Origin of the sequence: Pseudovibrio denitrificans JCM 12308 (genome assembly GCF_001310815.1) — a bacterium.
In the GTDB taxonomy this organism is placed as follows: Bacteria; Pseudomonadota; Alphaproteobacteria; order Rhizobiales; family Stappiaceae; genus Pseudovibrio; species Pseudovibrio denitrificans.
Map to the genome: position 1 here is coordinate 32,307 of NZ_BAZK01000015.1, position 26,742 is coordinate 59,048.

21 protein-coding genes and 3 pseudogenes are annotated in these 26,742 nt (G+C 52.4%); 8 read left to right on the top strand and 16 right to left on the bottom strand.

The window, feature by feature from the left end; translation table 11 throughout:
* Positions 1-7 precede the first annotated feature (7 nt).
* Both JCM12308_RS18660 and ilvD read left to right on the top strand, forming a co-directional pair.
* On the top strand, positions 8-1,309 hold the full coding sequence (locus JCM12308_RS18660) for an NAD(P)/FAD-dependent oxidoreductase (RefSeq protein WP_054784724.1): 1,302 nt from the start codon (positions 8-10) through the stop codon (positions 1,307-1,309).
* 190 nt (positions 1,310-1,499) lie between these two features.
* Entirely contained in the window at positions 1,500-3,347 is a 1,848-nt protein-coding gene (gene ilvD, locus JCM12308_RS18665) for a dihydroxy-acid dehydratase (RefSeq protein WP_054784725.1), read from the top strand.
* A 79-nt stretch (positions 3,348-3,426) separates the two neighbouring features.
* Here ilvD and JCM12308_RS18670 read toward each other — a convergent pair.
* A pseudogene (locus tag JCM12308_RS18670) lies at positions 3,427-4,076 on the bottom strand (peroxiredoxin).
* 255 nt (positions 4,077-4,331) lie between these two features.
* Here JCM12308_RS18670 and JCM12308_RS18675 point away from each other — a divergent pair.
* Positions 4,332-4,793 (top strand): SRPBCC family protein, encoded by a 462-nt coding sequence (locus JCM12308_RS18675; RefSeq protein ID WP_054784726.1) that lies wholly within the window; start codon positions 4,332-4,334, stop codon positions 4,791-4,793.
* Between the two features lie 44 nt (positions 4,794-4,837).
* Here JCM12308_RS18675 and JCM12308_RS18680 read toward each other — a convergent pair whose 3' ends face one another.
* From JCM12308_RS18680 to JCM12308_RS18735, 12 genes and pseudogenes are all read right to left on the bottom strand, one after another.
* A complete protein-coding gene (locus JCM12308_RS18680) occupies positions 4,838-5,638 on the bottom strand; it encodes an ABC transporter permease (protein WP_054784727.1) in 801 nt (266 codons plus the stop codon).
* Positions 5,631-6,397 (bottom strand): annotated as a pseudogene (locus JCM12308_RS18685) (ABC transporter ATP-binding protein). The gene JCM12308_RS18680 and the pseudogene JCM12308_RS18685 overlap by 8 nt, the downstream one beginning before the upstream one ends.
* A gap of 61 nt (positions 6,398-6,458) precedes the next feature.
* Positions 6,459-7,478, bottom strand: coding sequence for an ABC transporter substrate-binding protein (locus JCM12308_RS18690; RefSeq protein WP_054784728.1), 1,020 nt, complete (start codon positions 7,476-7,478; stop codon positions 6,459-6,461).
* Between the two features lie 407 nt (positions 7,479-7,885).
* Positions 7,886-10,047 (bottom strand): annotated as a pseudogene (locus tag JCM12308_RS18695) (anthranilate synthase).
* 286 nt (positions 10,048-10,333) lie between these two features.
* Positions 10,334-11,488, bottom strand: coding sequence for an acetylornithine deacetylase (gene argE, locus JCM12308_RS18700; protein WP_054784729.1), 1,155 nt, complete (start codon positions 11,486-11,488; stop codon positions 10,334-10,336).
* Positions 11,489-11,560: 72 nt separating this feature from the next.
* Entirely contained in the window at positions 11,561-12,493 is a 933-nt protein-coding gene (locus JCM12308_RS18705) for an ROK family protein (RefSeq protein ID WP_054784730.1), read from the bottom strand.
* A 165-nt stretch (positions 12,494-12,658) separates the two neighbouring features.
* The gene (locus JCM12308_RS18710) at positions 12,659-13,258 is read right to left on the bottom strand and encodes a class II aldolase/adducin family protein (protein WP_373282390.1); all 600 of its coding nucleotides are present in this window, start codon (positions 13,256-13,258) and stop codon (positions 12,659-12,661) included.
* A 73-nt stretch (positions 13,259-13,331) separates the two neighbouring features.
* The gene (locus JCM12308_RS18715; RefSeq protein WP_054784731.1) at positions 13,332-14,969 is read right to left on the bottom strand and encodes an ABC transporter ATP-binding protein; all 1,638 of its coding nucleotides are present in this window, start codon (positions 14,967-14,969) and stop codon (positions 13,332-13,334) included.
* Positions 14,966-15,850 carry an ABC transporter permease gene (locus JCM12308_RS18720; RefSeq protein WP_054784732.1) on the bottom strand — a complete coding sequence of 295 codons (885 nt, stop codon included), beginning with the start codon at positions 15,848-15,850 and terminating at the stop codon, positions 14,966-14,968. Before JCM12308_RS18720 ends, JCM12308_RS18715 begins: the two co-directional genes overlap by 4 nt.
* The gene (locus tag JCM12308_RS18725; RefSeq protein WP_054784733.1) at positions 15,847-16,794 is read right to left on the bottom strand and encodes an ABC transporter permease; all 948 of its coding nucleotides are present in this window, start codon (positions 16,792-16,794) and stop codon (positions 15,847-15,849) included. Before JCM12308_RS18725 ends, JCM12308_RS18720 begins: the two co-directional genes overlap by 4 nt.
* 196 nt (positions 16,795-16,990) lie before the next feature.
* Positions 16,991-18,502, bottom strand: coding sequence for an ABC transporter substrate-binding protein (locus JCM12308_RS18730; RefSeq protein WP_054784734.1), 1,512 nt, complete (start codon positions 18,500-18,502; stop codon positions 16,991-16,993).
* Positions 18,503-18,522: 20 nt separating this feature from the next.
* Positions 18,523-19,836: an acetylornithine deacetylase/succinyl-diaminopimelate desuccinylase family protein gene (locus JCM12308_RS18735; protein ID WP_054784735.1), complete on the bottom strand. Its 1,314-nt coding sequence runs from the start codon at positions 19,834-19,836 to the stop codon at positions 18,523-18,525.
* A 250-nt stretch (positions 19,837-20,086) separates the two neighbouring features.
* Between JCM12308_RS18735 and JCM12308_RS32450 the strand changes: the two genes are divergently transcribed.
* Positions 20,087-20,470, top strand: coding sequence for a sugar phosphate nucleotidyltransferase (locus JCM12308_RS32450; RefSeq protein WP_280138402.1), 384 nt, complete (start codon positions 20,087-20,089; stop codon positions 20,468-20,470).
* Positions 20,380-20,775, top strand: coding sequence for a sugar phosphate nucleotidyltransferase (locus tag JCM12308_RS32455; protein WP_208978773.1), 396 nt, complete (start codon positions 20,380-20,382; stop codon positions 20,773-20,775). The genes JCM12308_RS32450 and JCM12308_RS32455 overlap by 91 nt, the downstream gene beginning before the upstream one ends.
* Here the strand turns inward: JCM12308_RS32455 and JCM12308_RS32460 are convergent.
* Positions 20,772-20,903, bottom strand: a complete 132-nt coding sequence (locus tag JCM12308_RS32460; protein ID WP_280138398.1) for a hypothetical protein — start codon at positions 20,901-20,903, stop codon at positions 20,772-20,774. The genes JCM12308_RS32455 and JCM12308_RS32460 overlap by 4 nt on opposite strands.
* 20 nt (positions 20,904-20,923) lie before the next feature.
* On the opposite strand from JCM12308_RS32460, the gene JCM12308_RS30465 reads away from it, so the two are divergent.
* Entirely contained in the window at positions 20,924-21,472 is a 549-nt protein-coding gene (locus JCM12308_RS30465) for a cupin domain-containing protein (protein ID WP_208978755.1), read from the top strand.
* A 109-nt stretch (positions 21,473-21,581) separates the two neighbouring features.
* Entirely contained in the window at positions 21,582-23,093 is a 1,512-nt protein-coding gene (locus tag JCM12308_RS18745) for a phosphomannomutase/phosphoglucomutase (RefSeq protein ID WP_054784736.1), read from the top strand.
* Between the two features lie 90 nt (positions 23,094-23,183).
* On the opposite strand, the gene JCM12308_RS18750 is transcribed toward JCM12308_RS18745, so the two are convergent.
* Together JCM12308_RS18750 and JCM12308_RS18755 are read right to left on the bottom strand one after the other, a co-directional pair.
* Positions 23,184-24,023 (bottom strand): hypothetical protein, encoded by an 840-nt coding sequence (locus tag JCM12308_RS18750; RefSeq protein WP_054784737.1) that lies wholly within the window; start codon positions 24,021-24,023, stop codon positions 23,184-23,186.
* Positions 24,024-24,135: 112 nt separating this feature from the next.
* Positions 24,136-25,026, bottom strand: a complete 891-nt coding sequence (locus tag JCM12308_RS18755) for a LysR family transcriptional regulator (RefSeq protein ID WP_008550093.1) — start codon at positions 25,024-25,026, stop codon at positions 24,136-24,138.
* A 190-nt stretch (positions 25,027-25,216) separates the two neighbouring features.
* On the opposite strand from JCM12308_RS18755, the gene JCM12308_RS18760 reads away from it, so the two are divergent.
* Positions 25,217-26,716, top strand: coding sequence for a CoA-acylating methylmalonate-semialdehyde dehydrogenase (locus JCM12308_RS18760; protein WP_054784738.1), 1,500 nt, complete (start codon positions 25,217-25,219; stop codon positions 26,714-26,716).
* Positions 26,717-26,742: the final 26 nt, after the last annotated feature.

The window sequence follows — 26,742 nt, forward strand, 5'->3', positions numbered from 1 at the left end:
TAGTGACGTGATTTATTCAGAAAAGACACCGCAGCAGTTCCATGATGAGCAGCCGCAGGAAACCGACGTGCTTATCATCGGTGGAGGCATCATTGGCGTTTGCACGGCCTACTATCTCGCGAAGAAAGGCGTCAGTGTCACTCTCTGCGAAAAGGGCCGCGTAGCGGGTGAACAGTCCAGCCGCAACTGGGGTTGGATCCGCCAGCAAGGCCGGGATGAGCCTGAAATTCCTCTTTCCATCGAAGCGCGTCGCCTCTGGGCGCAGCTGAGCAAAGAGACCGGTGAAGATCTGGGCTACAGCGCAACGGGCGTCTATTACCTTGCTGAAAAACATGAGGATCTGGAAAACTTCGAGAAATTCGTTGAGCTGGGCAGGAAGTACGATCTCGATACCTGCATGATTTCAAGAGCACAGGTCCACGAAGATATCAAAGGGAAAGAAGGCCGCTGGATTGGCGGAATGCACACCGCCAGCGATGGCCGGGCTGAACCCGGACAAGCGACCCTTGGCATCGCCAAAGCCGCGCAGCGCCTCGGAGCTGTCATCTGCGAAAACACTGCAGTCCGCACGCTGGTGAAGTCCGGTGGCAAGGTTGTTGGTGCGGTAACAGAGCAAGGTGAGATCAAAGCAGGACAGGTGATGTTGGCAGGAGGCGCCTGGTCCTCTCTGTTTGCAGCCAACGCAGGTATTAAGCTTCCACAGCTCTCCGTAGAGCTGACTGTTGCTGCAACAGAAGCGGTTCCCGATGTTTTCCCGGCCAACGCCTCTGATAACACCTTCGCCATGCGTCGCCGCCAGGATGGTGGTTATACGCTGGCTCTGAAAAACAACCAGACCCACCACATCGGCTTGGATTCCTTCCGCTTTCTGAAACAGTGGCTACCCAACATGGCGGAGAACCTGAAAGGAACCAGCATCAAGCCATGGTCGCCGAAGAACTATCCGGACTCCTGGATGCAAAAGCGCCGTTGGACCGGAGCAGACACAACACCATTTGAAGCCATGCGTGTCTTGAATTCCCTGCCGGACCTAAAGGAACTTAATGTACTGACACATGCCCTCGCAGACCGTTTTCCGCAGCTCAAAGGAACCAAACTCCAATCAGCTTGGGGTGGCCTCATTGATGCAATGCCGGACTTCCTGCCCGTCATCGACCGGGCACCTGCTCAGGAAAACCTGCACATTGTAACGGGCTTTTCTGGTCACGGATTTGGAATTGGTCCATCCATAGGGCGGCTTATGGCAGATGTGCTCACAGGAAAACCGGCGGGGCACGATCTCTCCAGTTTTGCCTTTAACCGCTTCTAAAAACAGGAAGACTTGAGGCTCCGGCAGATGACACCCGAGAAATGCTCAAGCGAACAGAAGGGGAGAGGCGTACCGGCGGGTACTCTTTTTCTCTTTAGTGGTGTAAGCTGAAGAAAAGTTGCCAAATTAGTCCGATAAAACTAACTATACCGCAACGCGTAGATAACATTTCGCCAGATTGGGGTTTTCAATGCCAAACTATCGTTCACGCACATCCACACACGGCCGCAACATGGCAGGCGCCAGAGGTCTGTGGCGTGCAACCGGTGTTAAGGAAGGTGACTTCGGCAAGCCGATTATTGCTGTCGTAAACTCCTTCACGCAGTTCGTGCCTGGCCACGTGCATTTGAAAGACCTCGGTCAGCTTGTCGCTCGTGAAATCGAACAGGCCGGCGGCATCGCAAAAGAGTTCAACACCATCGCAGTCGACGACGGCATCGCGATGGGCCACGACGGCATGCTCTACTCGCTGCCATCTCGTGAACTGATCGCCGACTCTGTTGAGTACATGGTCAACGCACACTGTGCTGATGCCATGGTCTGTATTTCCAACTGTGATAAGATCACTCCGGGCATGCTGATGGCGTCTTTGCGCCTCAACATCCCAACCGTGTTTGTGTCCGGTGGGCCGATGGAAGCGGGCAAAGTAACGCTCGCAAACGGTGAAAAACGCAAAGTTGACCTTGTCGACGCAATGATCGCCGCAGCCGATGACAGTGTTTCTGACAGCGATGTTCAGAGCATCGAGCGCAGCGCATGCCCGACTTGTGGGTCCTGTTCAGGCATGTTCACCGCAAACTCCATGAACTGTCTGACCGAAGCTCTGGGCCTGTCCTTGCCGGGCAACGGATCCACGCTTGCAACACACGCAGACCGTAAGCGTCTGTTCATCGAAGCAGGTCATCTGATCGTGGATCTGGCCAAGCGCTACTACGAACAGAACGACGAAAACGCTCTGCCGCGCAACATTGCAAACTTCAAAGCCTTTGAAAACGCAATGACAATGGACATCGCCATGGGCGGTTCCACCAACACCGTTCTGCACCTGCTTGCTGCTGCACAGGAAGGTGAAATTGACTTCACCATGGACGACATCGATCGCCTGTCCCGTCAGGTGCCAGTCCTCTGTAAAGTCGCTCCTTCCGTTGAAAACGTTCATATGGAAGACGTTCACCGCGCAGGTGGTATCCTCGGCATTCTGGGTGAACTCGACCGCGCAGGTCTGATTGATACCTCCGTGAAGTCCGTCCACGCGAAAGATATGGCAGAAGCGCTGGAGCGCTGGGACATCAAACGCACCGACAGCGCAAGCGTTCGCGAGTTCTTCTCCGCAGCGCCAGGCGGCGTTCCAACGCAGGTGGCGTTCTCTCAAAGCTCTCGCTATGAAGAAGGCGTTGATGATGATCGCGAAAACGGCGTCATCCGCTCTAAAGAGCACGCTTATTCTCAGGACGGCGGCCTGGCTGTTCTCTTCGGCAACCTTGCTGAAGACGGCTGTATCGTTAAAACAGCAGGCGTTGATGAGAGCATCCTCAAGTTCTCCGGCCCAGCTCGCATCTTTGAATCTCAGGATTCAGCCGTAAGCGCAATCCTGACTGGCAAGGTGAAAGAGGGCGACATCGTTCTCATCCGCTACGAAGGTCCACGCGGTGGTCCGGGCATGCAGGAAATGCTGTACCCAACCAGCTACCTTAAGTCCAAAGGCCTCGGTAAAGCGTGTGCGCTGGTCACCGATGGTCGCTTCTCCGGTGGTTCTTCTGGCCTATCCATCGGCCACGTATCTCCGGAAGCGGCAGAAGGTGGCAACATCGGTCTGTTGGAAGAGGGCGATATGATCGATATCGACATTCCAAACCGCAAGATCGAAATGCGCGTTTCTGATGAAGAACTTGCATCCCGCCGTGCTGCAATGGAAGCCAAAGGCAAAGACGCCTGGAAACCAGCCGAAAAGCGTACCCGCAAGGTCTCTACGGCACTGAAAGCCTACGCTGCTATGACAACCAGCGCAGCAAAAGGCGCAGTCCGCAAAGTCGACTAAGCGTAAAGCAAACCTGAACAATCAAAGCCCCGTGGAGTTCTGCTCCACGGGGCTTTTCTTTAAGCTCAAAACTGAATGCTTAGTTCGGAGCGTTCACATACCTCAGATATGGCAGAACGGTTTTGACAGCGCCAAACTTATTCTCAGCATCTTCTGTGGTGACGGCTGGTGGTACGATGACATCTTCACCAACTGCCCAGTCAGCAGGTGTTGCAACCCCTTTGGCGGACATTTGAAGCCCATCCAAAGCACGAAGGATTTCTGCGAAGTTGCGGCCAACTGTCATCGGATAGGTCATCATCAGCTTGACCTGCTTGTCAGGCCCGATGATGAAAACAGAGCGTACGGTTGCTGAATCTGCAGGTGTGCGACCATCGGGCAGAACGTACTCTGCAGGCAGCATGTCGAAGGCCTTTGCCATCTCAAGTCCCGCATCCGCAACGATCGCAAAATCAGCCTGCTGCCACCAACGGCCTCAATGTCGACTTTCCACTTTTTGTGGTCTTCAACGCCGTCAACGGAAACACCAAGAACCTTGGTGTTACGTTTGGCCCATTCGTCACCCAACTGGGCAACTGCGCCAAACTCAGTGGTGCAAACCGGGGTGAAGTCCTTGGGGTGAGAGAAAATGATCGCCCAGCTGTCACCGACCCAATCGTGTAGATTGATCTCTCCATGATCAGTAGGAACGGTCAAATTGGGGATCGTATCGTTTATGCGCAAAACCATGACTTGTCCTCTTCTGATATGGCATCAGGACTGAGATAAGACTGCAATAAGCCTTTTTTCGGCCCGCCATTATCTTCCTTCAGATTAGTTTTCCGCGAAACAATAGAGGCAAACTACAAGGGCAGGCCATCATTGAGTTTTGGCAGAAGGCCGCCTAGTTTGACAATTTGCGGATGAAAATCTAAGGCAGTCTATGGCTTGCAAAGGCATTGGATAGGCTAAACCAATGAAATCGCCGCTCAACAGGAGATGAGAATGATCACGCCAGTGGTGAAAATGATCAAAGTGGACTGCAGCCCGGAAAAGGCATTTGAGGTTTTCACTGGTGACTTTAGCAAATGGTGGCCGACCCAAACTCATTCAGTCACAGCAATGAGCGGCGGAGCACTGCCAGATGTTTTCTGCGAGCAAAAAGAAGGCGGTAAGCTCTATGAAATTGCCAGTGACGGTACTCGTCATGACTGGGGCACCATCAAGCTCTTTCAACCACCTAAAGCGCTTTCAATTCTATGGCACATCAACAATCCTGAGAGTATGGCAACCTGCGTTGACGTAACTTTTGAGAAGGATGGTGAGGGGACGAAAGTGGTCTTGAGCCACCATGACTGGGAGAAACTCGGCGAAATCGGCTCGACAATGCGTGAAAGCTACAACAACGGCTGGGTGAGTGTGTTCGAGCATCACTTCAAAGACGCGTGCAACACGAGCGCTGAGTAACATGTAAAACCTCGCTGTCTTCTCCAGCGAGGTTCTTTTAGTGGCTATCCCCGCCAGCTCAACAACGCCTTTTCAGCTTTTCCGATCAGCCAGCTCACGCAGAGCCCCAGAACGGAAAGCATAGCCACACCGACGATAAGTTGGTCAGTTGCAAACAAAGATCCTGCCATCAGAACATAAGCACCAATGCCGTACTCAGCGCCGATCATTTCTGCGGCCACCAACAGGATGATAGCGATGCTGGCAGAAATGCGCGCGCCCGAAAGAATCGCTGGCAAGGCTCCTGGCAAGATGATCTTCCTGACAATGGAAAGCCAGCTCATTCCAAAGGACTGCCCCATACGGATCAACCCACGCTCCACATTATCAACGCCGCCATAGGTGGCGATAACAGTGGGGAAGAAGGTGCCAAACAGGATCGTTGCGACCTTAGAACCCTCGCCAATGCCGAACCAGATGATGAAGAGTGGCAGCAAAGCGATCTTTGGAATAGGAAAGAAAGCTGATGTGAGCGGCAGCAAGCTGGCTCGTGCCAGTGAAAACAACCCAATCAGCAAGCCAACCAGAATGCCGAGTGCTGTTCCGATGCTCCACCCAAAGACCAGACGGTAAAGGCTGGTGCTCACATGCTTCCAAAGCAGGCCCGAGTTATAGAGATCCATAAATGCTTGAAAAGCTTCAGAAGGTGCTGGCAATACCAGATTGCTGATCAAGCCACTGCGGGAGCCAAACTCCCAGAATAGCACCAGCGCAAGAAACACAAAGGGCGCAACAAAGCGGATAGGACGTGGTTTGAAGCCACCGCCGCGAAACGGAACTTTTCTGCGATTGATCTGATCAGACATCAGCAAGCTCCCTGTCGGCTGCCAGAGCTTCTTCGCGCATCATGTGCCAGAGTTGCTGCTGAACATCTTCCAGCTCTGCTGCCCGTTCGCGCCGTTGTTCCAGTGGCATGCCAATCTGAACCACCTCACGCACCTTTCCGGGGCGTCGCGAGAGCACGACCACCTTGTGTCCGAGACGCACAGCTTCAGCTAGATTGTGTGTCACATAGCAAGCCGAGAACTTTTCCCGTGCCCACAAATCTACCAGATCATCCATCAGCAGTTCTCGTGTCTGGCTATCCAGAGCTGACAGCGGCTCGTCCATCAGTAGAAAGGCCGGGCGTACGGCAAGGGCTCGTGCAATGGCCACACGCTGCTTCATCCCGCCAGAGAGCTGACGAGGAAGTGCATCATGAAACTCAGAAAGGTTGGTGCGTGCAAGCACATCGGTGATGATAGCTTCACACTCTTTCTTCGGCAGCTTGTGATCCTCAAGCACCAAAGAGATGTTGCCTGCACAGTACGCCATGGCAGCAGCGCGAAATCCTGAAAGATATAGGTGAGGGGATTGAGAGAGCCCTCAGGCACTTGCCCGGTAATGTAAGCAGCGCCTTGGCTTGGTTCTTCAAGCCCACCCATTAAGCGCAAGAGGGTCGACTTACCACAGCCCGAAGGACCAATGATCACAGCGATCTCGCCGGGCTCAAAAGTCAGATTGATGTCTTGGAGCACCTCTACAGAATCGTAGGAGTGCCTAAGATTTTCAATGGAAATTTGCATGTAATCCAACCGGATTATGGGGAAGGGGTATTGCCCGATAACGGCCAATACCCGTGTTGGATTAGAAGGTTTCGACGAACTTCGCGTCAACCAGCTTGTCGAGTGTTACGCCAGCTGGCACAAGCTTTTCGCTCTTGAACCAGTTGAGCTGATCTTCAACACTCGCCATGTTCAAGGCAGCACCTTCATTAAGACGCATTGCGCCATTGCGAATGGAAGGCGCAGCCTTCTCATAGGGACGATCTGCATAAACGTACTTGTGAATGAGCTTCACCATGTCCTCTGCAGCAGCATCACCTGCGGATTTATCAACCAGTGCCGCATTGAAGTCAGCCGCGCCCTTGGAGTAAGCGCCAAGGAAGGTTTTAACCAGCTCAGGATTGTTACTAGTGTTTTTTGTGGAGGTGAAAACTGTGGTCACCTGGTAGTTCGGCACGTAGTCAGACACCTTGCCGATCAGTTCCACCTGAGGAGACTTTGCCAGACCTTTGGCAATGTGCGGAACGATGGACCATGCATCGATCTGACCACTCTTAAGCGCACCAATCACAGCTCCAACCTTCTGTAGAGGGCGGATCTTGATGTCCTTGCGGTCAAAACCTTCCTTGTCAGCAATCTTATGCGCCATGTAGTGGAAGGAAGAACCGGCAGTGGTCACGCCAAAGCTTTTGCCCTTCAGGTCTGCAGGCGTTTTCAGGCCAGCATCATACGCAGCTTTGGAAGCTAGGATCATCTGGCCATCAATGCCATCTTCTTCCTGCAGGGCCCCACCAATCACCTTCACAGCACCTTTGTCTGCAAGGCTGATCAGGCCACCAGAAATTGCGGTAAGACCAAAATCAACGTCGCCAGATGCAATCGCAAGCGCCATTGGCTGCGCCGCCTGGAAGAATTTGAATTCTACGTCCAGACCTGCGTCTTTGAAGTAACCTTTTTCAAATGCAACAAAATTTGCGGCATGAGAAGTAAAGCGCAGAGCGCCAACGGTGATCTTCTCTTCTGCTGATGCTGTGGTCGCAAACGTTCCGGTCAGAACTGCTGCGCCCATCAAAACGCCGCTTAAAATACCGCGTACTTTCATCTCTATCCTCTTAAGTGAACGGTGAGAGCAAACTCTCGTAAATCAAAGCGTTTCCCGAAAAGTGGCAATCTGTCTTCGGGCAGTAACACGCAGGAATAAATCAAATGCAGCTGCCCGATCTTTACAAAAGACAACCGCGTCAACCAGTTCAATCGTGCATAGATTAATCATATAACGCAACCCGGGACACCTGAGACTTGCAATATTCTCAATCTGAATAGGTTCACTCTCGCAACTCTGCGCATTTATATGCCGCAAATTCGAGAAGACTTAGCCAAAGATGCTTCTAGGTTTCTTTCGGATAAATCATCTGCACAAAACTCTAGTAAAAAAGGCCGGAAGTGAATGCTCATTTCCGGCCTCAGAATGAGCCCAATTGATGAACTCAATTTGATCTGCGATCAGCTTCAGCCCTTTGTAAGAAGCTTGGTCATCACATTCTCGATGATCTGATGGCCACCATCCTGATCCAGAGACATGATGGACTCTGGGTGGAACTGAACGGCACCAATCGGCTCGCTCTTATGCTCGATCGCCATAATCACTCCGTCTTTGGTCTCTGAGGTCACCTCAAAGCACTCCGGCAGCACATCACGCTTGGCAAACAGTGAGTGGTAACGGCCAACCGTCACAGGAGAACTCAGGCCATCAAACAGCACGGAGTTGTGCGTGAAGGAGACAAGAGACGGCTTGCCGTGGACTGGCACATCAAGTTGATCAAGCTCACCACCAAACGCTTCTGTCAGCGCTTGCAGGCCAAGACAAACACCGAAGATCGGCAGTTTACGAGCACGCGCCCGCTCAATGGTTGCTGTACAATCAAAGTCCTTCGGCGAGCCTGGACCAGGGAGAGAACCACCAGATCTGGATTAACCCGATCAAACACCTCATCCAGCACTGGACTACGATATGTCACAACCTCGGCACCGGTCTGACGGAAGTAGTTCGCAAGCGTATGGACGAAACTGTCTTCATGATCCACGAGCAGGATCTTCTTGCCTTTGCCCGGCTTAGCTTTGACCACTTCCTCTTCAGATGTCAGTGCAAGACCAGCCTCACGCACTGCTGCAATCATCGCAGAAGCTTTCAGCTCGGTCTCAGCCTCTTCATCCTCAGGAATGCTATCGTAAAGCAGTGTCGCACCAGCACGGATCTGCGCCACACCATCCTTGATGCGAACTGTGCGCAGGGTCAGGCCTGTGTTCATGTCACCGTTAAACAGCACAGCACCAATCGCACCGCCATACCATGCGCGCGGGCTCTTCTCATGGTCCTCAATAAACTGCATTGCCCACCGCTTTGGTGCACCTGTCACAGTCACAGCCCATGTGTGGGAAAGGAAGGCATCCAGCGCATCCTTGCCATCAAGCAGGGTGCCTTCAATGTGGTCCACCGTATGGATCAGGCGGGAGTACATCTCGATCTGACGACGCCCGATAACACGCACAGATTCAGGCACACAGATACGGCTCTTATCGTTGCGATCCACGTCAGAGCACATGGTCAGCTCTGCCTCATCCTTGGTAGAGTTCAGCAGTTTACGGATCTGTGCTTCATCCTCAATCGCGTTCTTGCCACGACGGATGGTGCCTGAAATTGGACAGGTCTCAACGCGGCGACCGCCGGTAACACGCACATACATCTCTGGTGATGCACCAACGAGGTACTCAGCACTGCCTAAGTTGATGAAGAACGAGTACGGAGATGGATTGATCTGCTGCAAACGTCGGGAAACGGCAGATGGAGGGTTGCTGCAAGGCTCGTAAAAGACCTGCCCCGGAACAGTCTCAAACAGATCACCACGTTTGAAGTAATCAACTGCAGAACGCACCAGATCAGCGTACTCACCCGGCTCATGATCACCACGGCCCGGTGTTTCAGTCGCTGGCTTATACGGAGTTTCCTCGCCATCACGCGGTAGACCATCCGTGGTCTTGGCGTTGAACTCAAAATCGTATTCCAGCACGTGAGCTTTGCGGCCATAGTGGTCAACAATCAGGATTTCATCCGGCAGAAACAGCACCATATCCCGCTGGTCATCAGGACGCTGCAGTTTCTGATTAATCGGCTCAAACTGGAAAGTAAGGTCGTAGCCAAACGCACCATAAAGGCCGAGCTGATCATCATCACAAGAAAACAGATCAACCAGTGTGCGAACAACTGAAAAGGTCGACGGCTGACGGGAACGCTCTTCCTCAGAAAAAGCACGGTCCGGTGTCTTCACAGTCAGATCGATACGGTACTCATCCGCAGAAAACTCTGCGATATCTTCATGGCCTTCCAGAGCACCTGTAACAGCTGGCATAAGCACGCAGCCACGTTCGTTCAGGGCCTGAATGGTGATCTTGCGGTCATTGGATTCGATCAGCAGCGGCGGATTGGCCAGAGCCATATCCCAGCGCGTATAGCGGCCCGGATATTCGTAGGAAGAGGAGAGAACAGCACCGCGCTGGCGATCCAGTCTATCCATCCATTCGCTTGTACCAGCAGCATAATCAGCATTGCGGCTTTTGCGGCGGATAATAACACCGCCTTTGCTCTTATAAGTCCGTTCTGCCGTGATCGGCATGGTCAATCCTCCGGGTCGTGCACACCAGTTTCCGATGTTTGCGAGGCGGTAGATACAACAAAGCCGCCTGCAGGGAATGCGGCGGCTTGGAAATTACAGGTCTTCAAGACATGCGTGATCAGCCACCGTCACCGGCGCCACCACCACAGCATGTTTTGAGCTTGCATAGTCATCATGCGATTTTCATAACCTAAGGAGCGAAGAGGTGCAACTCCTGAAACAAAATTGCACCCACCAATAAGCCAAAGACCACTTCACCCCTTCGTGAAGTGGCCTCGTTTCATCGCTATGCACAAGCGTGTTTGATTAGGCGATCGAGGAAGGCGTCGCATTTGTCGAGTTCGGATTTTTTGATGAACTCGTCAGGTTTGTGAGCCTGTTCGATATTGCCCGGACCGCAAACAACGGTAGGGATATCGAGAATGTTCTGGATTAGGCCAGCTTCGGTTCCATAGGCAACCTTAGCATGGTCGTTACGGCCTGCCAGTTTCTTTGCCAGAACAGTTACGTCTGCTTCAACGTCCGTATCCAGTCCCGGGATCTCGGAGAATGGAATAAACTCGATGTTGGCCTCAGGATAAACTTTGCGCATCTCAGGCAGAAGCTCTTCAAAAGCATAGCGCTCAACTTCGTCCATGCACGCCTTCGTGCTTTCAGAAGGTAGCATGCGGAACTCAAAGATCACTTCACAATGCTCAGGCACAATGTTGAGGGCGGTGCCGCCTTTGATCACACCAGTGTGTGCGGTAGAGAAGGGCAGATCATAAAGCGCATCGCTTGGACCAGCTGCCAGCTTGCGAGCCATCTCTTCCAGTTTTGTCACCAGACGAGCGCCATAGTGTACTGCATTCACGCCGTGTGGGGCGAGGGAAGAGTGACAGGAAAGGCCTGTAAATACTGCACGGTAGGAAGACTTGGATTTGTGCGCGACAACCACCTGCATTTCAGTTGGCTCACCAACAAAGCAAGCCTCAGCCTTGAAGTCATCACCGGCCAGCTTATGCAAAATAGGCTGAACACCAATACATCCAACTTCCTCATCATAAGAGAACATAAGATGGAATGGCTTCTTCAGCGGTGCCTTTAGCATGTCCGGCACTTTAGCCAGAGAGCAGGCAACAAAGCCCTTCATGTCACAGGAACCACGGCCATAAAGCAAACCGTCCTGCTCACGAAGGGTAAACGGATCGGTAGTCCAGTCCTGACCTGCGACCGGCACAACGTCTGTATGGCCTGAAAGAACATAACCATCTGGCCCATCACCACCGATCGTCGCAAACAAGCTCGCCTTCTCGCCAGTCTCGTCTGGCAGAGTGAAGGAGGAGACCCCCAGATCAGTCAGATACTCTTCGATCCACTTAATCAGGGGGAGATTTGTTTTTGCGCTGACCGTGTCAAAGCTAACCAGCTTTGCAAGGACTTCTTGGCTTGTCATTGTCATGGAAATTTCTTTCGGGAAATCAGAATCGTGAAAACCGACTATAGAAAGAGAAATCCATTAGGAAAAGTACGTTTACGAGCTTTCGTTGATCTGCCCTTGCGTTGTTTCGCCCTTACCCCACAGCCAGGCGGCTCCGCGAACACCAGAACTGTCGCCGTGTTTGGCCTTGCGGATATCAAAATCATACCCGTCGGAGAAAATGTAAGGACGCATTGCAGCTGGAAGATCCTTGTAGATCTCATCTACGTTGGACATGCCACCCGCCAGCACAAAGCAATCTGGATCCAGAATGTTGGCAGCCATCGCCAGGGCGCGGCCCAAACGGCTCACATAACGCTGATAAGTACCCATGGCAGCTTCATCACCAGAACGCATCAATTCAATGATCTCAAGGCCTTTTAAGGCCTTGCCTGTTGCGTTCTCATAATCCCATTGAAAGCCCGTGCCGGAACAAAGCAGGTCGATCGTGCCGTGGTGTCCGGTCCAGTTCAAAGGTCCCGGAAACTCACCTTCCTGCATCCATGGGACGGTCACGTTGCCCCATTCGCCGCCAATACCATTGGCCCCTTTATGCGGGCGGCCATTGATGGCAATGCCAGATCCGCAGCCAGTACCGATGATCACGCCATGGACAACACCGCAGCCTGCACCCGCTCCATCAATAGCTTCGGAAACAGCCATGCAGTTGGCATCGTTCTGAATGCGGACTTCTCGGCCAAGTGCATCACACAGATCTTTGTCGAGCGGCTTTCCATTCATCCATGTGGAGTTGGCGTTTTTGACCAAACCTGTGCTTGGAGAGATGGAACCTGGAATGCCGATGCCGACGGTGCCGGTCTCTCCGGTAGCTGCTTCAACATCTGCAACAAGCCCGACAACAGCCTCTACGCAGCCTTGGTAATCATTCTTTGGTGTTGGAACACGCTTGCGAAACAGTTCTTCACCTTCGTTAGAAAGTGCCAGCGCTTCAATTTTGGTGCCACCCCAGTCAAGTCCAATTCGCATGTTCCAATCATTCCCCCGTTACATGCATATGAGACCATGGCCTCTGCATTTATTGTTGTTCTCTGGTTTAGTCGCGTCGTTGGGGCATTTCAAATGCGCCCGCGTCGTCCCCATCCAGAGCGTCCAGTTGTTTGCCGTAGCTTCTAAATTTTCGCAGTATCTCTTTCATCTCGGTTGGAGAAAGAGGCGCAGGTTCTCCCAGAACCAGCGCAGAAAGATATTGATCAGCCAGTGCTTCCACTTCACCTGCGAGCCAAATGCCTTGTTCAGTGAAGGGCCATAAGCGATCTGTCCGTGATGGGCTAACAAACATGCACGGCGATCTTCTAAAGCTGCAATCATCGCGTCTGAGAGTGCTTTCGTGCCAAAGGTAGCGTAGTCCGCACACTTGATTTCATCTCCACCCGCCACAGCGACCATGTAATGAAACGCCGGGATGCCTCGGTTGTGGGTTGAAAGTGCAGTCGCACGCGGCGAATGGCAATGCACCACTGCCTCAGCAGCTTCATAAGTGCGGTAGATGTCCAAATGCATGCGCCACTCGGACGAAGGCAGAAAATCTCCGTAATAACCACCTTCTAGATCCATAAAGACGATCTTCTCCACCTCCAGATCCTCATAGGGAACACCTGAAGGGGTAATCAGCATACCGTTATTGCAGCGTGCGCTGACATTGCCAGAGGTGCCATGTGTCAAACCAGTGCTTTGCAAAGCACGCGCCGTCTCAATGATTTCTCGGCGAAGCTGGTTTTCAGCTGTTGTCATAACACCTCTCCAGTGTGCTGCGGCCAAAACGTGAGCAAGGCTAGCGGCAATGGTTCATCTCAGGCAATAGCGCTCAATGCGTATCCTTGTTTTCTTCTTCCCGACGCCTGCGCAAGGCCTCATTGAGGTCAGGTGCAGCAGAAACTAGGATACGTGTATACGGATGCTTTGGGTTGGAGAAGACCTCACCAGTTGGGCCTTCCTCAACGATCCGGCCAGCATTCATCACAATCACGCGGTCCGTAATCGCCTGTACGACGGACAGATCGTGCGAGATGAACAGATACGCCATCCCGAGACGGTCACGAAGATCAGCAAACAGATCAAGGATCTGGGCTCGGATTGAGACATCCAACGCAGAGACTGGCTCATCCGCCACAATCAAGCTTGGATTGGTCACCAAAGCACGTGCAATCGCAATACGCTGGCGCTGTCCGCCTGAAAACTCATGCGGATACTTGTTTGCATCGGCGGAGGTAAGCCCAACGCTCTCCAATACTTCATGGACCCGTTTCCGGCGCTGTCTGCGAGATAGCTCCTTACGCATCAGGTGCAGTGGTTCACCCACCGTACGCTCAACGGTATGGCGTGGATCAAAGCTGCCATACGGATCCTGAAAGACGGCCTGAATACCAAGCTGAAGATCTTGCCGGTCTTTGCGAGAAACAGAATAGGGGTCTTGTCCCAGAAACTGAATGTGTCCGCCATCAGGTGGCGTCAGGCCCAAGATGGTGCGGGCCAATGTGGACTTGCCACATCCGCTCTCGCCCACCAACCCCATGCTCTGGCGTGGCGCCACATGGAAGGACACATGCTGAACTGCACGGTGCCATTGCCGACGGGTGAAGAAGCTGGCGCGCGGAAGCGGATACTCGCGCAGCACATTGCTCACCTTTAAGAGCGGCTGTGTAACCTCGTCAACCGGCTCTTGTCTTGGAACCGGCACGTGGTTGGAGGCCTCAAACAGCTTCTTGGAGTACGGATGAGAAAGATTGTCGAACAACTCGCAGGTTGGGCCGCGTTCAACAATCACACCATCCTTCATGATCGCCACATTGTCTGCCATATCCGCAACCACGGCCAGGTCATGTGAAATGAGCAGCATTGCCATCTGCTCTTTCTTCACGATGTCCTTCAGCAGCGTCAGGATCTGCGCCTGAACGGTCACGTCCAGTGCTGTTGTCGGCTCATCGGCGATAAGTACTTTTGGCTTGCAGGCAATCGCGATTGCAATGACCACACGCTGGCGCTGACCACCAGAGAGCTGGTGCGGGAAGCGATCAATCAAGCCGTACTCAAGGCCAAGACCAACACGTTCTAAAACGTCAATGGTCTGTTCCATCGCGTCTTTGCGGGAAAGGCCGAGATGCCAGCGCAACCCTTCAGATACCTGCTCACCAATGGTGCGTGTCGGATTCAGAGCGGTCAGCGGCTCCTGAAACACCATGGAGATGTCTTTGCCACGAATGTGGGTCATCTCAGTATCGGTCGCACGTGTGAGGTTCTTACCCTCAAACATCAGCTCACCGATCTGATTGGCACCTTCTGGTAGCAGCTGCATGGCAGAGAGCGCACTCATGGACTTGCCTGAGCCGCTTTCTCCCACAAGGCCAAGAATTTTGCCTTGCTCAAGCGAGAAACTCACGTTGCGCAGGATCGCCTTATCACCAATGGAAACGCAAAGGTCTGTCGCGGAAAAGACAGAGGTCATGCCACTCTCCTCCGCATTTTGGGATCCAGCAGATCACGCAGACCATCACCCAGCAGGTTGAAGCCAAGTACAGAGAAGATAATTGCAAAGCCCGGATAAAGCGCCAGTTGCGGAGCAAACGCGACCATGGTCTGCGCCTCATAAAGCATACGACCCCAACTCGCCATCGGTGGCTGTGTGCCTAGACCAAGATAAGAAAGTCCGGCTTCCGACAAAATCGCGAGCGACAGCTGAATGGTCGCCTGCACAATCAGCAAGTTAGCGATATTCGGTATAACGTGCTCCAGCGTGATCAAGAACGAATTCTTGCCAGAAAGCCGGGCAGCAAGCAAAAATTCGCGGCCTGAAAGGGATAGCGCACCACCTCTGGCCACACGTGCGAACACCGGAATATTGAAGATGCCAATTGCGATCACCGCGTTGATCGTACCCGGTCCAAAAATAGAAGTGATCAGCACGGCGGAAAGCAGGGAAGGGAACGCAAAGATCAGGTCATTGGTGCGCATAACCAGTTCTTCCAGCAAACCTTTGCGTGCTGCTGCAAGCAGTCCCAGCGGAACACCGATCAGCATGCCAATGCCAACGGCAATCAACGCGACAATGATGGAAGTGCGCGCACCCACCATCAGCATCGAGAAAATATCGCGGCCATACTGATCTGTTCCGAACCAGAACTCAGAGCTCATTGGCTTCAAGCGGTTGGCAACGTTCAGAACATCAATTGCATAAGGCGTCCAGAAGATGGAGAGCACGCCAGCTATCAATATAACGATGGCAAGGAAAGCACCAATCAGGAAGGAACGGCTATGCAGAGCCTTCCTCCAAATGGAGATTTCATCATAGGTAGCAAGCGACGGGTAGCTCGGAAGTTCCTGATTCATACTCGTCGCCTCAATCTTGGATCAATGGCTGCATAGGCGATGTCGACGAGAAACGTCACGAAGATGGTCAGAGCAACAAGCAGCATCACACTGCTTTTCACAACAATGAGATCGCGCTGAGTGATGCCTTGGAAAATCAGACGCCCAAGTCCTGGCAGGTAGAACAGGTTCTCAATGATAACAGTACCCGCAATCAGGAAGGAGAACTGAAGGCCAAGAATGGTCAGCACCGGAATAAGAGCATTTCGCACACCATGGCGCCAAAGCGTGGCTTTGTTGGAAAGACCTTTCGCGCGTGCGGTGCGAATATAATCCTCATGGAGCACATCCAGCAGAGCGGAACGCATTACGCGGGCCAGAATGCTGGCTTGCGGCAAAGCCAAAGCCACAACGGGTAGTATTAGGGCCTGCAACGAGCCAAAGAAGCTCACCTCCCAACCGGGGAAACCGCCCGATGGCAGCACACGCAGCACAATCGCGAACACGTAAACTAAGAGAATAGCGATCCAAAAGTTCGGGATCGCAATACCAATCTGCGCTACAGACATGATGCCCGTATCAATGATCTTGCCATGATAACGCGCTGAATAAACGCCGATTGGGATTGCGATGATTGTAGAAAGAATCAGAGCGCCGGTGGCCAGCGGAAGGCTGATCTGAATGCGCTCACCGATGAGTTCTGCAACTGGAACAGAGTAGGTGTAGCTGATCCCGAAATCGCCCTGCAGCATGCCAAGCACCCAATTGACATAACGGGTAGAGACGGGCGCGTTCAGCCCCAGTTCGGCCCGCAATGCCGCCAACGTGTCAGGCTGTGCGTTCAGCCCAAGCATCACTTCTGCCGGATCACCGGGAATAACCTCAAGCACAACGAAGATTACGAGGCTTGCGGCCAATAGAGTTGTCAGTAAGCCTATGAGGCGAAGGAACGCGAACCAGAGCATTCGACAAATCCGCAAAACCAATCAAACTTGCGTCGCACAAGCAAATTGTACAATGAGAGAAAAGGGTTACCCCTAGAGTAACTATCGGTTTGAAATCGCTTAAACCAATTGGTCTGGAATAGCAATTGAGAAGGGCTGCGATTACGGTTGCAACCGCAGCCCTGTGCAAATATCTACGTGTATTTGCTAGGTGATTTTAGTTATTTGCCCAGTGAACCTGCGACAAGTCATTGCCTGGTGTCGGAGAGTTGCGCCAAAGCCCCTTCACATTGGCATTCCAAACACCTGACTTCGCCAGCTGGAACAGATACACATTCACCGCGTCGTCAGAGATAATCTGCTGAGCCTGTTTCAAAAGCTCATAACGCTTCTCTTCATCAACAGTTACATTCAGCTCTTCAATCACGTTCTTGAAGGCGTCACTGTTGTAGTTGAAGTAGTACTTCTCACGCGCATAAATGCCAATATCCATTGGCTCAACATGAGAGACGATGGTGAAGTCGTAGTTCGTCTCTTTAAATACCTCAGAAAGCCACTGTGCCCACTCAACCGGAATGATCTTCAGGTCAATGCCAACTTTCTTCAAATCTGATGCAATCAACTCACCACCGCGGCGCGCATAGGTTGGCGGAGGCAGCTTCAGCGTTGCACTGAAGCCATCAGCGTAACCGGCCTTGGCAAGCAGCTCTTTCGCCTTTGCTGGATCGTAAGGATAAAGCCCCGTCAGATCGTTATAGGCAGGATGGTGTGGCGCAAAGTGCGTGCCGATTGGAGTGCCCAGGCCGAACATCGCCCCATCAATCAGCGCCTGCTTGTTAATCGCATGAGAAATAGCCTGGCGAACCATCTTGTTCTTGAGTGGACCACGGGTGTTGTTCATCGCAAGGATGGTTTCACCCTCAGTGGTCCCAATCGCAACTTCAAAACGTGGATCAGCTTCAAACTGAGCAATAGTTTCCGGTGCAGAGAAGGTTGGAAACGCATCAAGGTCACCAGAGATCATCGCAGCAAAAGCAGCATTTGGATCAGAAATAAAACGGAAGGACGCCTTATCTAGCTGAGGTTGATCACCCCAATAGCCATCAAAGCGGGAAATGCGGATTTCCTGCCCCTTCATCCAGCGATCGAACTTGAATGGTCCGGTGCCAATCGGTTTCGTTTTGTTGCTCTCGGCTGATTTAGGAGAAACGATAACTGCGTCACCCCAAGCCAGATTATAAGCTAGATTGCCACTTGGTGTGGTGAGTTTGATATCAACGGTTTCCGGATCAACCACCACCACTTCATCAATCGCTGCAAACAAAGGCTTCTGGGCATTCACACTGCCTTCTGCCCGTGCGCGATCAATGGAAAACTTGACGTCCTCAGCTGAAAAGGGTGTTCCGTCGTGGAAGACAACACCCTTTTGCAGATGGAAACGATAGGTCATTCCATCTTCGCTCACATCCCAGGATTTGGCGAGAGAAGGCTGAACGCTTCCATCAGGGCCGATACGTGTCAGACCCTGAAAGATGTTTTGATAAACCACTTCATCAATCGCAGCAGCTGCGCCTGCAGTTGCATCAAGATGAGGAGGTTCAAGTACCATTCCCAAAGACAGGGAAGATTTGGCTTCAGCAGAACCGTGCGCACCTGTAAGTGCTGCAAGGACGAGGGCCGCGCCTCCAGCAAGGCAAAGCAGCCGACTTTTTAATGACTTTGCATGCATTCCATTCCGTCCCTTATACTTTAAGAGTGCACGTGATCAGACTGTGTTCTTGTTATTGGACTTGCATCAGGCTCTGTAAGAAGAGAGTACGCCGCCAGTGCCATTACTTTTGCGCTGTCTACGAGATCCTCAATTCCAACAAATTCGTCCGGCCTGTGCGCCATCTCAAGTTTGCCTGGGCCATACGCAATACAATCGTGTAAGTGGCCAAGCCGTGTTATGTGCTTCTGATCATATGTCCCCGGAGAGACCACATATGACGCATCCTTTTGAAGCACGTCTTTAATTCCGTCTGCGACTGCGCGCGCGACTGGGGAGTCTTTGTCGGCCATCACAGGGAGAACTTCAAGGAGATCCTTAAGTTCATATTCGAAATTTCTACGTGTTTTACGCAGATTTTCTAATATTTCAACTATCTCTTGTTTCACGTCCTCCAAAGGCTCTTCAATCAGGAAGCGACGATCCAGTACGATGCGGCAGCTATCTGCAACACAAGGGGAGGGAAGACCGTCATGTCTTTCATCCTGCCCGCCATGTAACGAATTGATATTTAAAGTAGATGATCGGGCGCCGGGAGGAATAACCGGCATTTGTGTTTGTTTTTTGCTGAGCGCAGGGTAAAGCTCGTCTTCAAGGACGTTCAAAAACGCCCCCATGTGACGAATTGCGCTGTCTCCTAAGAACGGCATTGAGCCGTGTGCAATAGATCCGCGAGTCTCGATCTCGCTCCACCAGACCCCTCTGTGCCCAAGACAGACCTGATCCTTATGCAATGGTTCCGGGATGATTACATGATCAACGCGTGGCTTGGAAAAGTATCCATGTCTGGCAAGATAAGCCACGCCGCCAAGCCCGCCGGACTCTTCATCAACGGTGCCTGAGATCTCAATCGCACCGTAAAACTCGGGGAAGCACTCAATCAGAGATTCAGCCGCAATAATAGAAGAAGCCAAGCCGCCCTTCATATCACAGGCACCACGCCCAAAGACCTTACCGTCTTTGACAACTCCTGCGAATGGGTCAACCGTCCAGCCATATCCAACTTCGACTACATCAATGTGTGAGTTGAAATGCACGCAAGGTCCTGGACCGCGCCCCTCATATCGACAGATGACATTGATGCGAGGATAACGGTCAGAGTCGCCAGGGGTGCTTTCACCTCTGACATACTCAACCTGAAAGCCTTTGCGCTTTAAGCGTTCTCCAATAAACTCGGCGCAAGGGCGATAAGCTTCCCCGGGAGGATTGATAGTCGGAAACGCAATCAGATCTCGTGTCAGAGCCACAAGCTCCTCTACTTTGCTCTCGACAGATTGCCTGAGTTCATCCCGCATTGTCCCCCCAATCAAATGCTTAAATGAATTAACGAATATCGTGACCCGTCCCAAATCGGCTGAATACCCCTGAAAAGTACTAGGTAAGTTGACGATAAAGAGACTGGTAAAATGCCTTAATTATTTTCGAGAGAATGTGTGGAACACTGAAACTCCACGTGTTTTGAGGGTTTTTGCCTGCACCTTCTGAGTTTACGAATAGTCTACTCGTTTGTTTGAAAGTGATCCTGAAAATATGACTGGCAATAGCATGAGCAAAATCACACCTGTGATTCTGTCGGGTGGGTTTGGATCTCGCCTCTGGCCTCTGTCCCGTAGAGAAAGGCCAAAACAATTTTTGCCAATCTTTTCAGGACAAAGCCTCTTTCAAAAGACATGTGAACGAGTGAGTTCCGAGCAGTTCCGCGCTCCTCTGGTCATCTCCAATCAGGATCATCGCTTTCTGATCGGCGAGCAAATGGCAGAACTCGGCATTAAGCTCAGGCTATTGTACTGGAGCCATGCGGACGCAATACAGCAGCACCAGCGGCTCTTGCAGCTCTCATGGCTCTGCAGACAGATGAAAACGCCATCGTATTGCTGCTGCCGTCAGACCATCTGGTCGCAGATGACAAAGAGTTTCTGTGCGCTGTAGAAGCTGCGCAGACTGCCGCTGATGCTGGGCAGATCGTGACCTTTGGTATTGAGCCAAGCGAACCCAACACCGGCTACGGCTACATCAAGCTGTGTGAGGGCAGTGAGTCTGTCCGCAAGGTCGATGCTTTTGTTGAAAAACCGGATCTGGCAACCGCGGAAGAGTTCCTCAAAGACGGCAACTACCTCTGGAACGCCGGCATCTTTATGTACTCAGCTGCTGCCATGCGCGATGCTTTCCAAAAGCATGCACCGATATCTGGGAGCAGGTGGCCAAGGCCTCTGAGAATGCAAGGCACGATCTAGACTTTCTGAGACTGGAAGAAGAAGCCTTCGCGCAGGTGCGCAACATCTCTTTCGACTACGCAATTATGGAGAATGAAGAGAATGTTGCCTGCGTTCCCACTGATCCAGGTTGGAGTGATCTGGCTCATGGCCAGCAATCTGGGAGTCCATGGCCAAGAATGATGAGGGTAACTCTGCTTTAGGCGAAGCGATCTTCGAACAGTCCAAAAATTGCCTCGTTTATTCTGAAGATGCCCTCGTCAGCGTTGTCGGCTTGGAAGATGTTATGGTCGTCAACACCAAGGACGCACTCCTCGTCGCCGCAAAAGATAAGGCGCAGGACGTGAAGAAGGTGGTGGAACAACTGGACAAGGCAAACCGGCCTGAAACTGTTCAACACCGCCGCGTTTACCGCCCATGGGGGTGGAGTGAGCGTATCTCAGAAGGCGAGCGCTTCCGTGTGCAGTCTATGATGATCGAACCTGGCAAAGGCCTGACACTGCAGCGCCACATCCACCGTGCAGAGCACTGGGTTGTTGTGAGTGGAACGCTGGAAGTGACCATTGATGGGAAAGATGAGCTGATTTCAGAAAATCAGTCTGTCTTTGTCCCGCTTGGAGCAAGGCACAAATTACAAAATCCGGGAAAAATCCCGGTTCGCATGATCGAAGTCCAGTCCGGCGCATACATCGCCGAGGATGATATCCTGCGAGTATAACGTGAATTTGAAAACCGTTTGGTGGGTAACGAAACACATTCAAACGGAGTTTGATAAAAGCGTCACGTCTCTGCACTACCAGTGACCTGATGCTTACCTAGGAGAAAATATGTCAGTTAAACCGGTTTCACAGCTAACGCCGAACACCTTGGCCTATGAAACAACACCGTTGGTCAAGCCGACCGGTTTTCGCGAGTACGACGCGCGCTGGCTCTTTGAAGAAGAGATCAACCTGAAGGGCATTCAGGCTCTGGGTGAGGGGCTCGGAACTCTCATTCATGAACTTGGTGTTCGCCCTGAGATCGTAACTGGTCATGATTTCCGCGGTTACTCTGCCTCTATCAAAATGGCTCTGATCACGGGTCTCATGTCCTCTGGCATCAAGGTGCATGACATTGGCCTCGCCATGTCTCCGATGGCCTACTACGCGCAGTTTGATCTGGATGTCCCCTGCGTGGCGATGGTTACAGCTTCCCACAACGACAACGGCTGGACCGGTGTGAAGATGGGCGCAAACCGTCCGTTGACTTTTGGTCCGGAAGAAATGGGTCGCCTGAAAGAGATCGTTCTGGAAGGGAAAAGTGATCTGCGTGGTGGTGGTTCCTATGAGTATCACCCGGATCTGGCAGACCGCTATATCGCGGACCTGACTGAACGCGAGAAGCTGAAACGCCCGATCAAAGCTGTCGTGGCATGTGGTAACGGCACAGCAGGTGCCTTCGCTCCGCGTATTCTTGAAGCGCTGGGCGTAGATGTCATTCCGCTAGACTGCGAGCTGGACCATACCTTCCCGAACTACAATCCAAATCCGGAAGACATGAAGATGCTTCATGCGATCCGCGATAAAGTACTGGAAACCGGTGCTGAAGTCGGTTTGGGCTTTGATGGTGATGGCGACCGCTGTGGTGTGGTTGATAACGAAGGTGAAGAGATCTTTGCCGATAAGGTTGGCGTCATGCTCGCCCGCGATATCTCCGCACTGCATCCGGAAACCCAGTTCGTTGTAGATGTGAAGTCAACCGGCCTGTACCACACAGACCCGGTCCTCAAAGCCAATGGCGCGAAGACTGACTACTTCAAAACCGGTCACTCTTACATCAAACGTCGCGTAACTGAGCTTGGTGCGATCGCTGGTTTCGAAAAGTCAGGCCACTATTTCTTCAACCCACCAATTGGCCGTGGGTATGATGATGGTGTTGTCTCCGCTGTTGCTGTTCTGGACATGATGGACCGCAACCCGGATAAGACCATGGCGGACCTGCGCCGTGACCTGCCAAAAACCTGGGGCTCCCCAACCATGGCAGCAAAATGCGCAGATGAGATCAAGTACGATGTGGTTGATCGTGTTGTTGAGCGCTTCAAGTCTATGAAGGCGGAAGGTGCGAAAGTGTCTGGTCATGACATTGATGACCTCATCACTGTAAACGGCGTTCGTGTTGTTTGTGATGATGGCACCTGGGGCCTTGTTCGCGCATCCTCCAACAAGCCTGAACTGGTTGTTGTGGTGGAAAGCCCGGTTTCTGAAGAGCGCCTGCATGAGATGTTCAAGGCAATGGATTCAGTCCTGCGCGAAAATCCAGAGGTTGGTGACTACAACCAGACACTTGCTGAACTGGCCTAACGCCTAAACAGAATAAAGACGCTAAAAACGCCGGCCTTTTGGGACCGGCGTTTTTGTTATGGGACTACTTGCACAAGGGGTGGGGGATGGCTAGTAGCCCGCAAAGTAAAGCAGGTCGACAATGTACTTGCGTACTGCTGGGCCATGCGGTTTCTGTAACCCAATGATCGCATCGTAGAGGCGAACCTCACTGTCACAGAGCTGCTTGTCGGTTGGGTCCGCAGCAAAAATGCGGCTCAGTGACTCCATTGGGTACACTTTCACAAGCGCATCAAAGGCAGCGTTCACCGGAAGATACAAGTCCGTATCAGTCGGCTTATCTGTTGCCTGACCAATCACGCGGATTTTCTTCTTCGATGGCTCAGTCGGGTAATGAATGACAAGCCCGTCATCCTTGGCTTTCACTTGCGCATCTGCAAGCAAGCGGAAGAGAACCAGCCCTTCTTTGGTGCTTTCGCTTTCCACCTCTGTGTAGCTGTCCAGAAATGCGCCAGTCGACCCGGAGAAGACTTGCGCACAAATCAGCTCACCCTTGCTCTTTTTCAGCTTCAAAGTGAGGGCGCGCTTGGCTTTCAGGACCTCGATGATTTTATCGTCATCAGCATACTTCAAGAGAGGCCGATACACCTGCAGGGCGCGATAGAGCATGTCATGCAAACTCTTGGCCAACACCCGCTCATCAGCACCTGATTGAATCTCTTTCTCAATTTGAGTCTGCAGGTCTTTGTAAAGACTCGGAAAATCTCCCTTGATCATGGGCAGAGAGGGAATGTCCGCGACAAGCGCATCCAGCACTTTGGGCTGATCCTTACCATCAGCAGCCTGGCTTTCCTGCGTCAGATATCCGCCAAAATCAAAGTAAAGCAAGGTCGCCACGATAGTGACGACAACCAAAGGAACGCCAACGTATTCCGCAAGCTTACCAATCATCTCATTTTGCCTTCAAGTTACAGTCAGGAGGGTATGCCGACTGTATATTATAAATTATCAAAAATGACAATTTATAATTTTAAAGGCTTGAAACCGACTCTAAATCAGTGTGTTACAGGTGGTTTCTAAAGAGATCCTTCTCTTGCTTTACCAGATCACTGATGAAATCCGAGACAGCTTTGATACGGCGCAGGTGGCGTGCGCTTTCATGGGTCACAAGATAGTAACTGCGTGAAATCCGCCGTTCAGGCAGCACAGGCACGAAGTCATCATTACCGTCCGCAATAAACCCGTGAAGGATGCCGATTCCGCTGCCAGCTCGCACAGCTTCCGTCTGCCCAAGAGCACTGGCGCACTCCAGACGTGACTGCCACTCCTTGGAGAACTCAGCGGAGTAGTTGAGAGAGGAGGCAAAGATCAGATCGTCCACATATCCAATCAGGCGATGCTGCTTCAGCTCTTCTTCGGTCTGCGGCAGGCCATAGCGATCAGCATAGGTACGGGAAGCATAAAGACCCAGAGAGTAATCCGTCAGTTTACGGCTGACCAAACGCCCATGTTCTGGTTGGCCCACTGTCACGGCCAAATCAGCCTCGCGCTTTGAAAGCGAAAAAGCCCGGTGGAGAGGAACCAATTGCAGCGTCAGGTCTGGATAACGTTCATTAAGAGCGCCAAGGCGGGGGGCCAGAAACGCAACACCAAAGCCGTCAGGAGCGCCAATGCGCACGGCGCCGGAAAGCTCCACGTCCGTCCCGCCGATTTCAGCGCGAGCAGAAAGCATCTCCGTTTCCATGCTCTCAGCAAACTCAAAGAACCGCTCACCTTCACTGGTCAAGGCGCAGCCCGTGGTTCGACGATCTATCAGTTTAGCCTGCAAGGCAGCCTCAAGAGCGGAGAGGCGGCGGGCAACGGTTGCATGGTTGAGGCCCAGCCTTTGAGCAGCTCCCAAAATCTGTCCGGAGCGCGCCACAGCAAGAAACACTCTTGCATCATCCCAGTTCATGATTTTTGATTGCTCCCATTCCAAGTGCTGCGCAGTTTGTTCTTTAATTTTCGCACAACGGTTTCGAATATTATCTCATTGATATGCGAAAAATATAGTTCATGCTAGGGGCATAAAGAAATTCGCTCGCAGACCTGTAAAACGCATGCGTTTGCGGGCCGCAAGAATAGACCTGGAGAGGGAGGACCTCATGGAAGAGATCGGTCATTTCATCAATGGACAACGCGTTGCAGGCAAGTCTGGCCGCGCAGCTGACGTTTTCAACCCTGCAACCGGTGAAGTTACAGCAAAAGTTGCTCTGGCAACCACAGCTGAACTGCAGGAAGCAGTAGCGATCGCTGAAAAAGCGCAGGTAGGCTGGGCAAAAACCAACCCACAGCGCCGCGCTCGCGTAATGATGAAGTTCGTATCCCTGCTTCATCGCGACATGGACAAGCTGGCATCCAAGCTGTCCGCAGAACACGGCAAAACCTTCCCTGATGCGAAGGGCGACGTGATCCGTGGTCTCGAAGTTGCAGAATTCTGCATCGGCGCGCCGCACATGATGAAGGGTGAGTTCACCGAAGGCGCTGGTCCTGGCATCGACATGTACTCCATGCGTCAGCCTCTGGGCGTTGTTGCAGGCATCACTCCATTCAACTTCCCTGCAATGATCCCGATGTGGAAGTTCTGTGTTGCGATCGCAGCTGGTAACTCCTTCATCCTCAAGCCATCTGAGCGTAACCCTTCCGTGCCTATGATGCTCGCTGAGCTGATGCAGGAAGCTGGTCTGCCAGACGGCGTTCTGAACGTCATCAACGGCGACAAAGAAGCTGTAGACGCAATCCTCGATGATCCAATCATCCAGGCTGTTGGCTTCGTTGGTTCCACCGCGATTGCTGAATACGTGTACACCCGCGGTACAGCTTCAGGTAAGCGCGTTCAGTGCTTCGGCGGTGCGAAAAACCACATGCTCATCATGCCAGACGCTGATCTGGATCAGGCTGCTGACGCTCTGGTTGGCGCAGGCTTCGGTGCTGCTGGCGAACGCTGCATGGCGATCTCCGTTGCTGTTCCAGTTGGTCAGGAAACCGCAGACCGTCTCATCGAGAAGCTCATCCCACGCGTTGAAGCTCTCAAGGTTGGTCCTTACACCGCTGGCGACGACGTAGACTTCGGTCCAGTCATCACCCCACAGGCACGTGATCGTATCCTCGGTCTGGTGAACTCCGGTGTAGAGCAGGGCGCTAAGCTTGTTGTAGACGGCCGTGGCTTCAAACTGCAGGGCTATGAAAACGGTAACTTCGTTGGTCCTTGTCTGTTCGACAACGCAACCAAAGACATGGACATCTACAAAGAAGAGATCTTTGGTCCGGTTCTGACTGTTGTTCGCGCAGAAAACTACGAAGAAGCTCTGAGCCTGCCAATGGATCACGAGTACGGCAACGGTACTGCAATCTTCACCCGTGACGGTGACACTGCACGTGACTTCGCAAGCCGCATCAACATCGGCATGGTCGGCATCAACGTGCCAATCCCTGTGCCGCTCGCTTACCACACCTTCGGCGGTTGGAAGCGTTCTGGCTTCGGCGATCTGAATCAGCACGGTCCAGACGGCTTCAAGTTCTACACCCGCACCAAGACAGTGACATCCCGCTGGCCTTCAGGTGTTAAAGAAGGTGCAGAATTCTCTATCCCAACAATGGGCTAAGCCTTCGGGAAACAGATTTGGAAAAG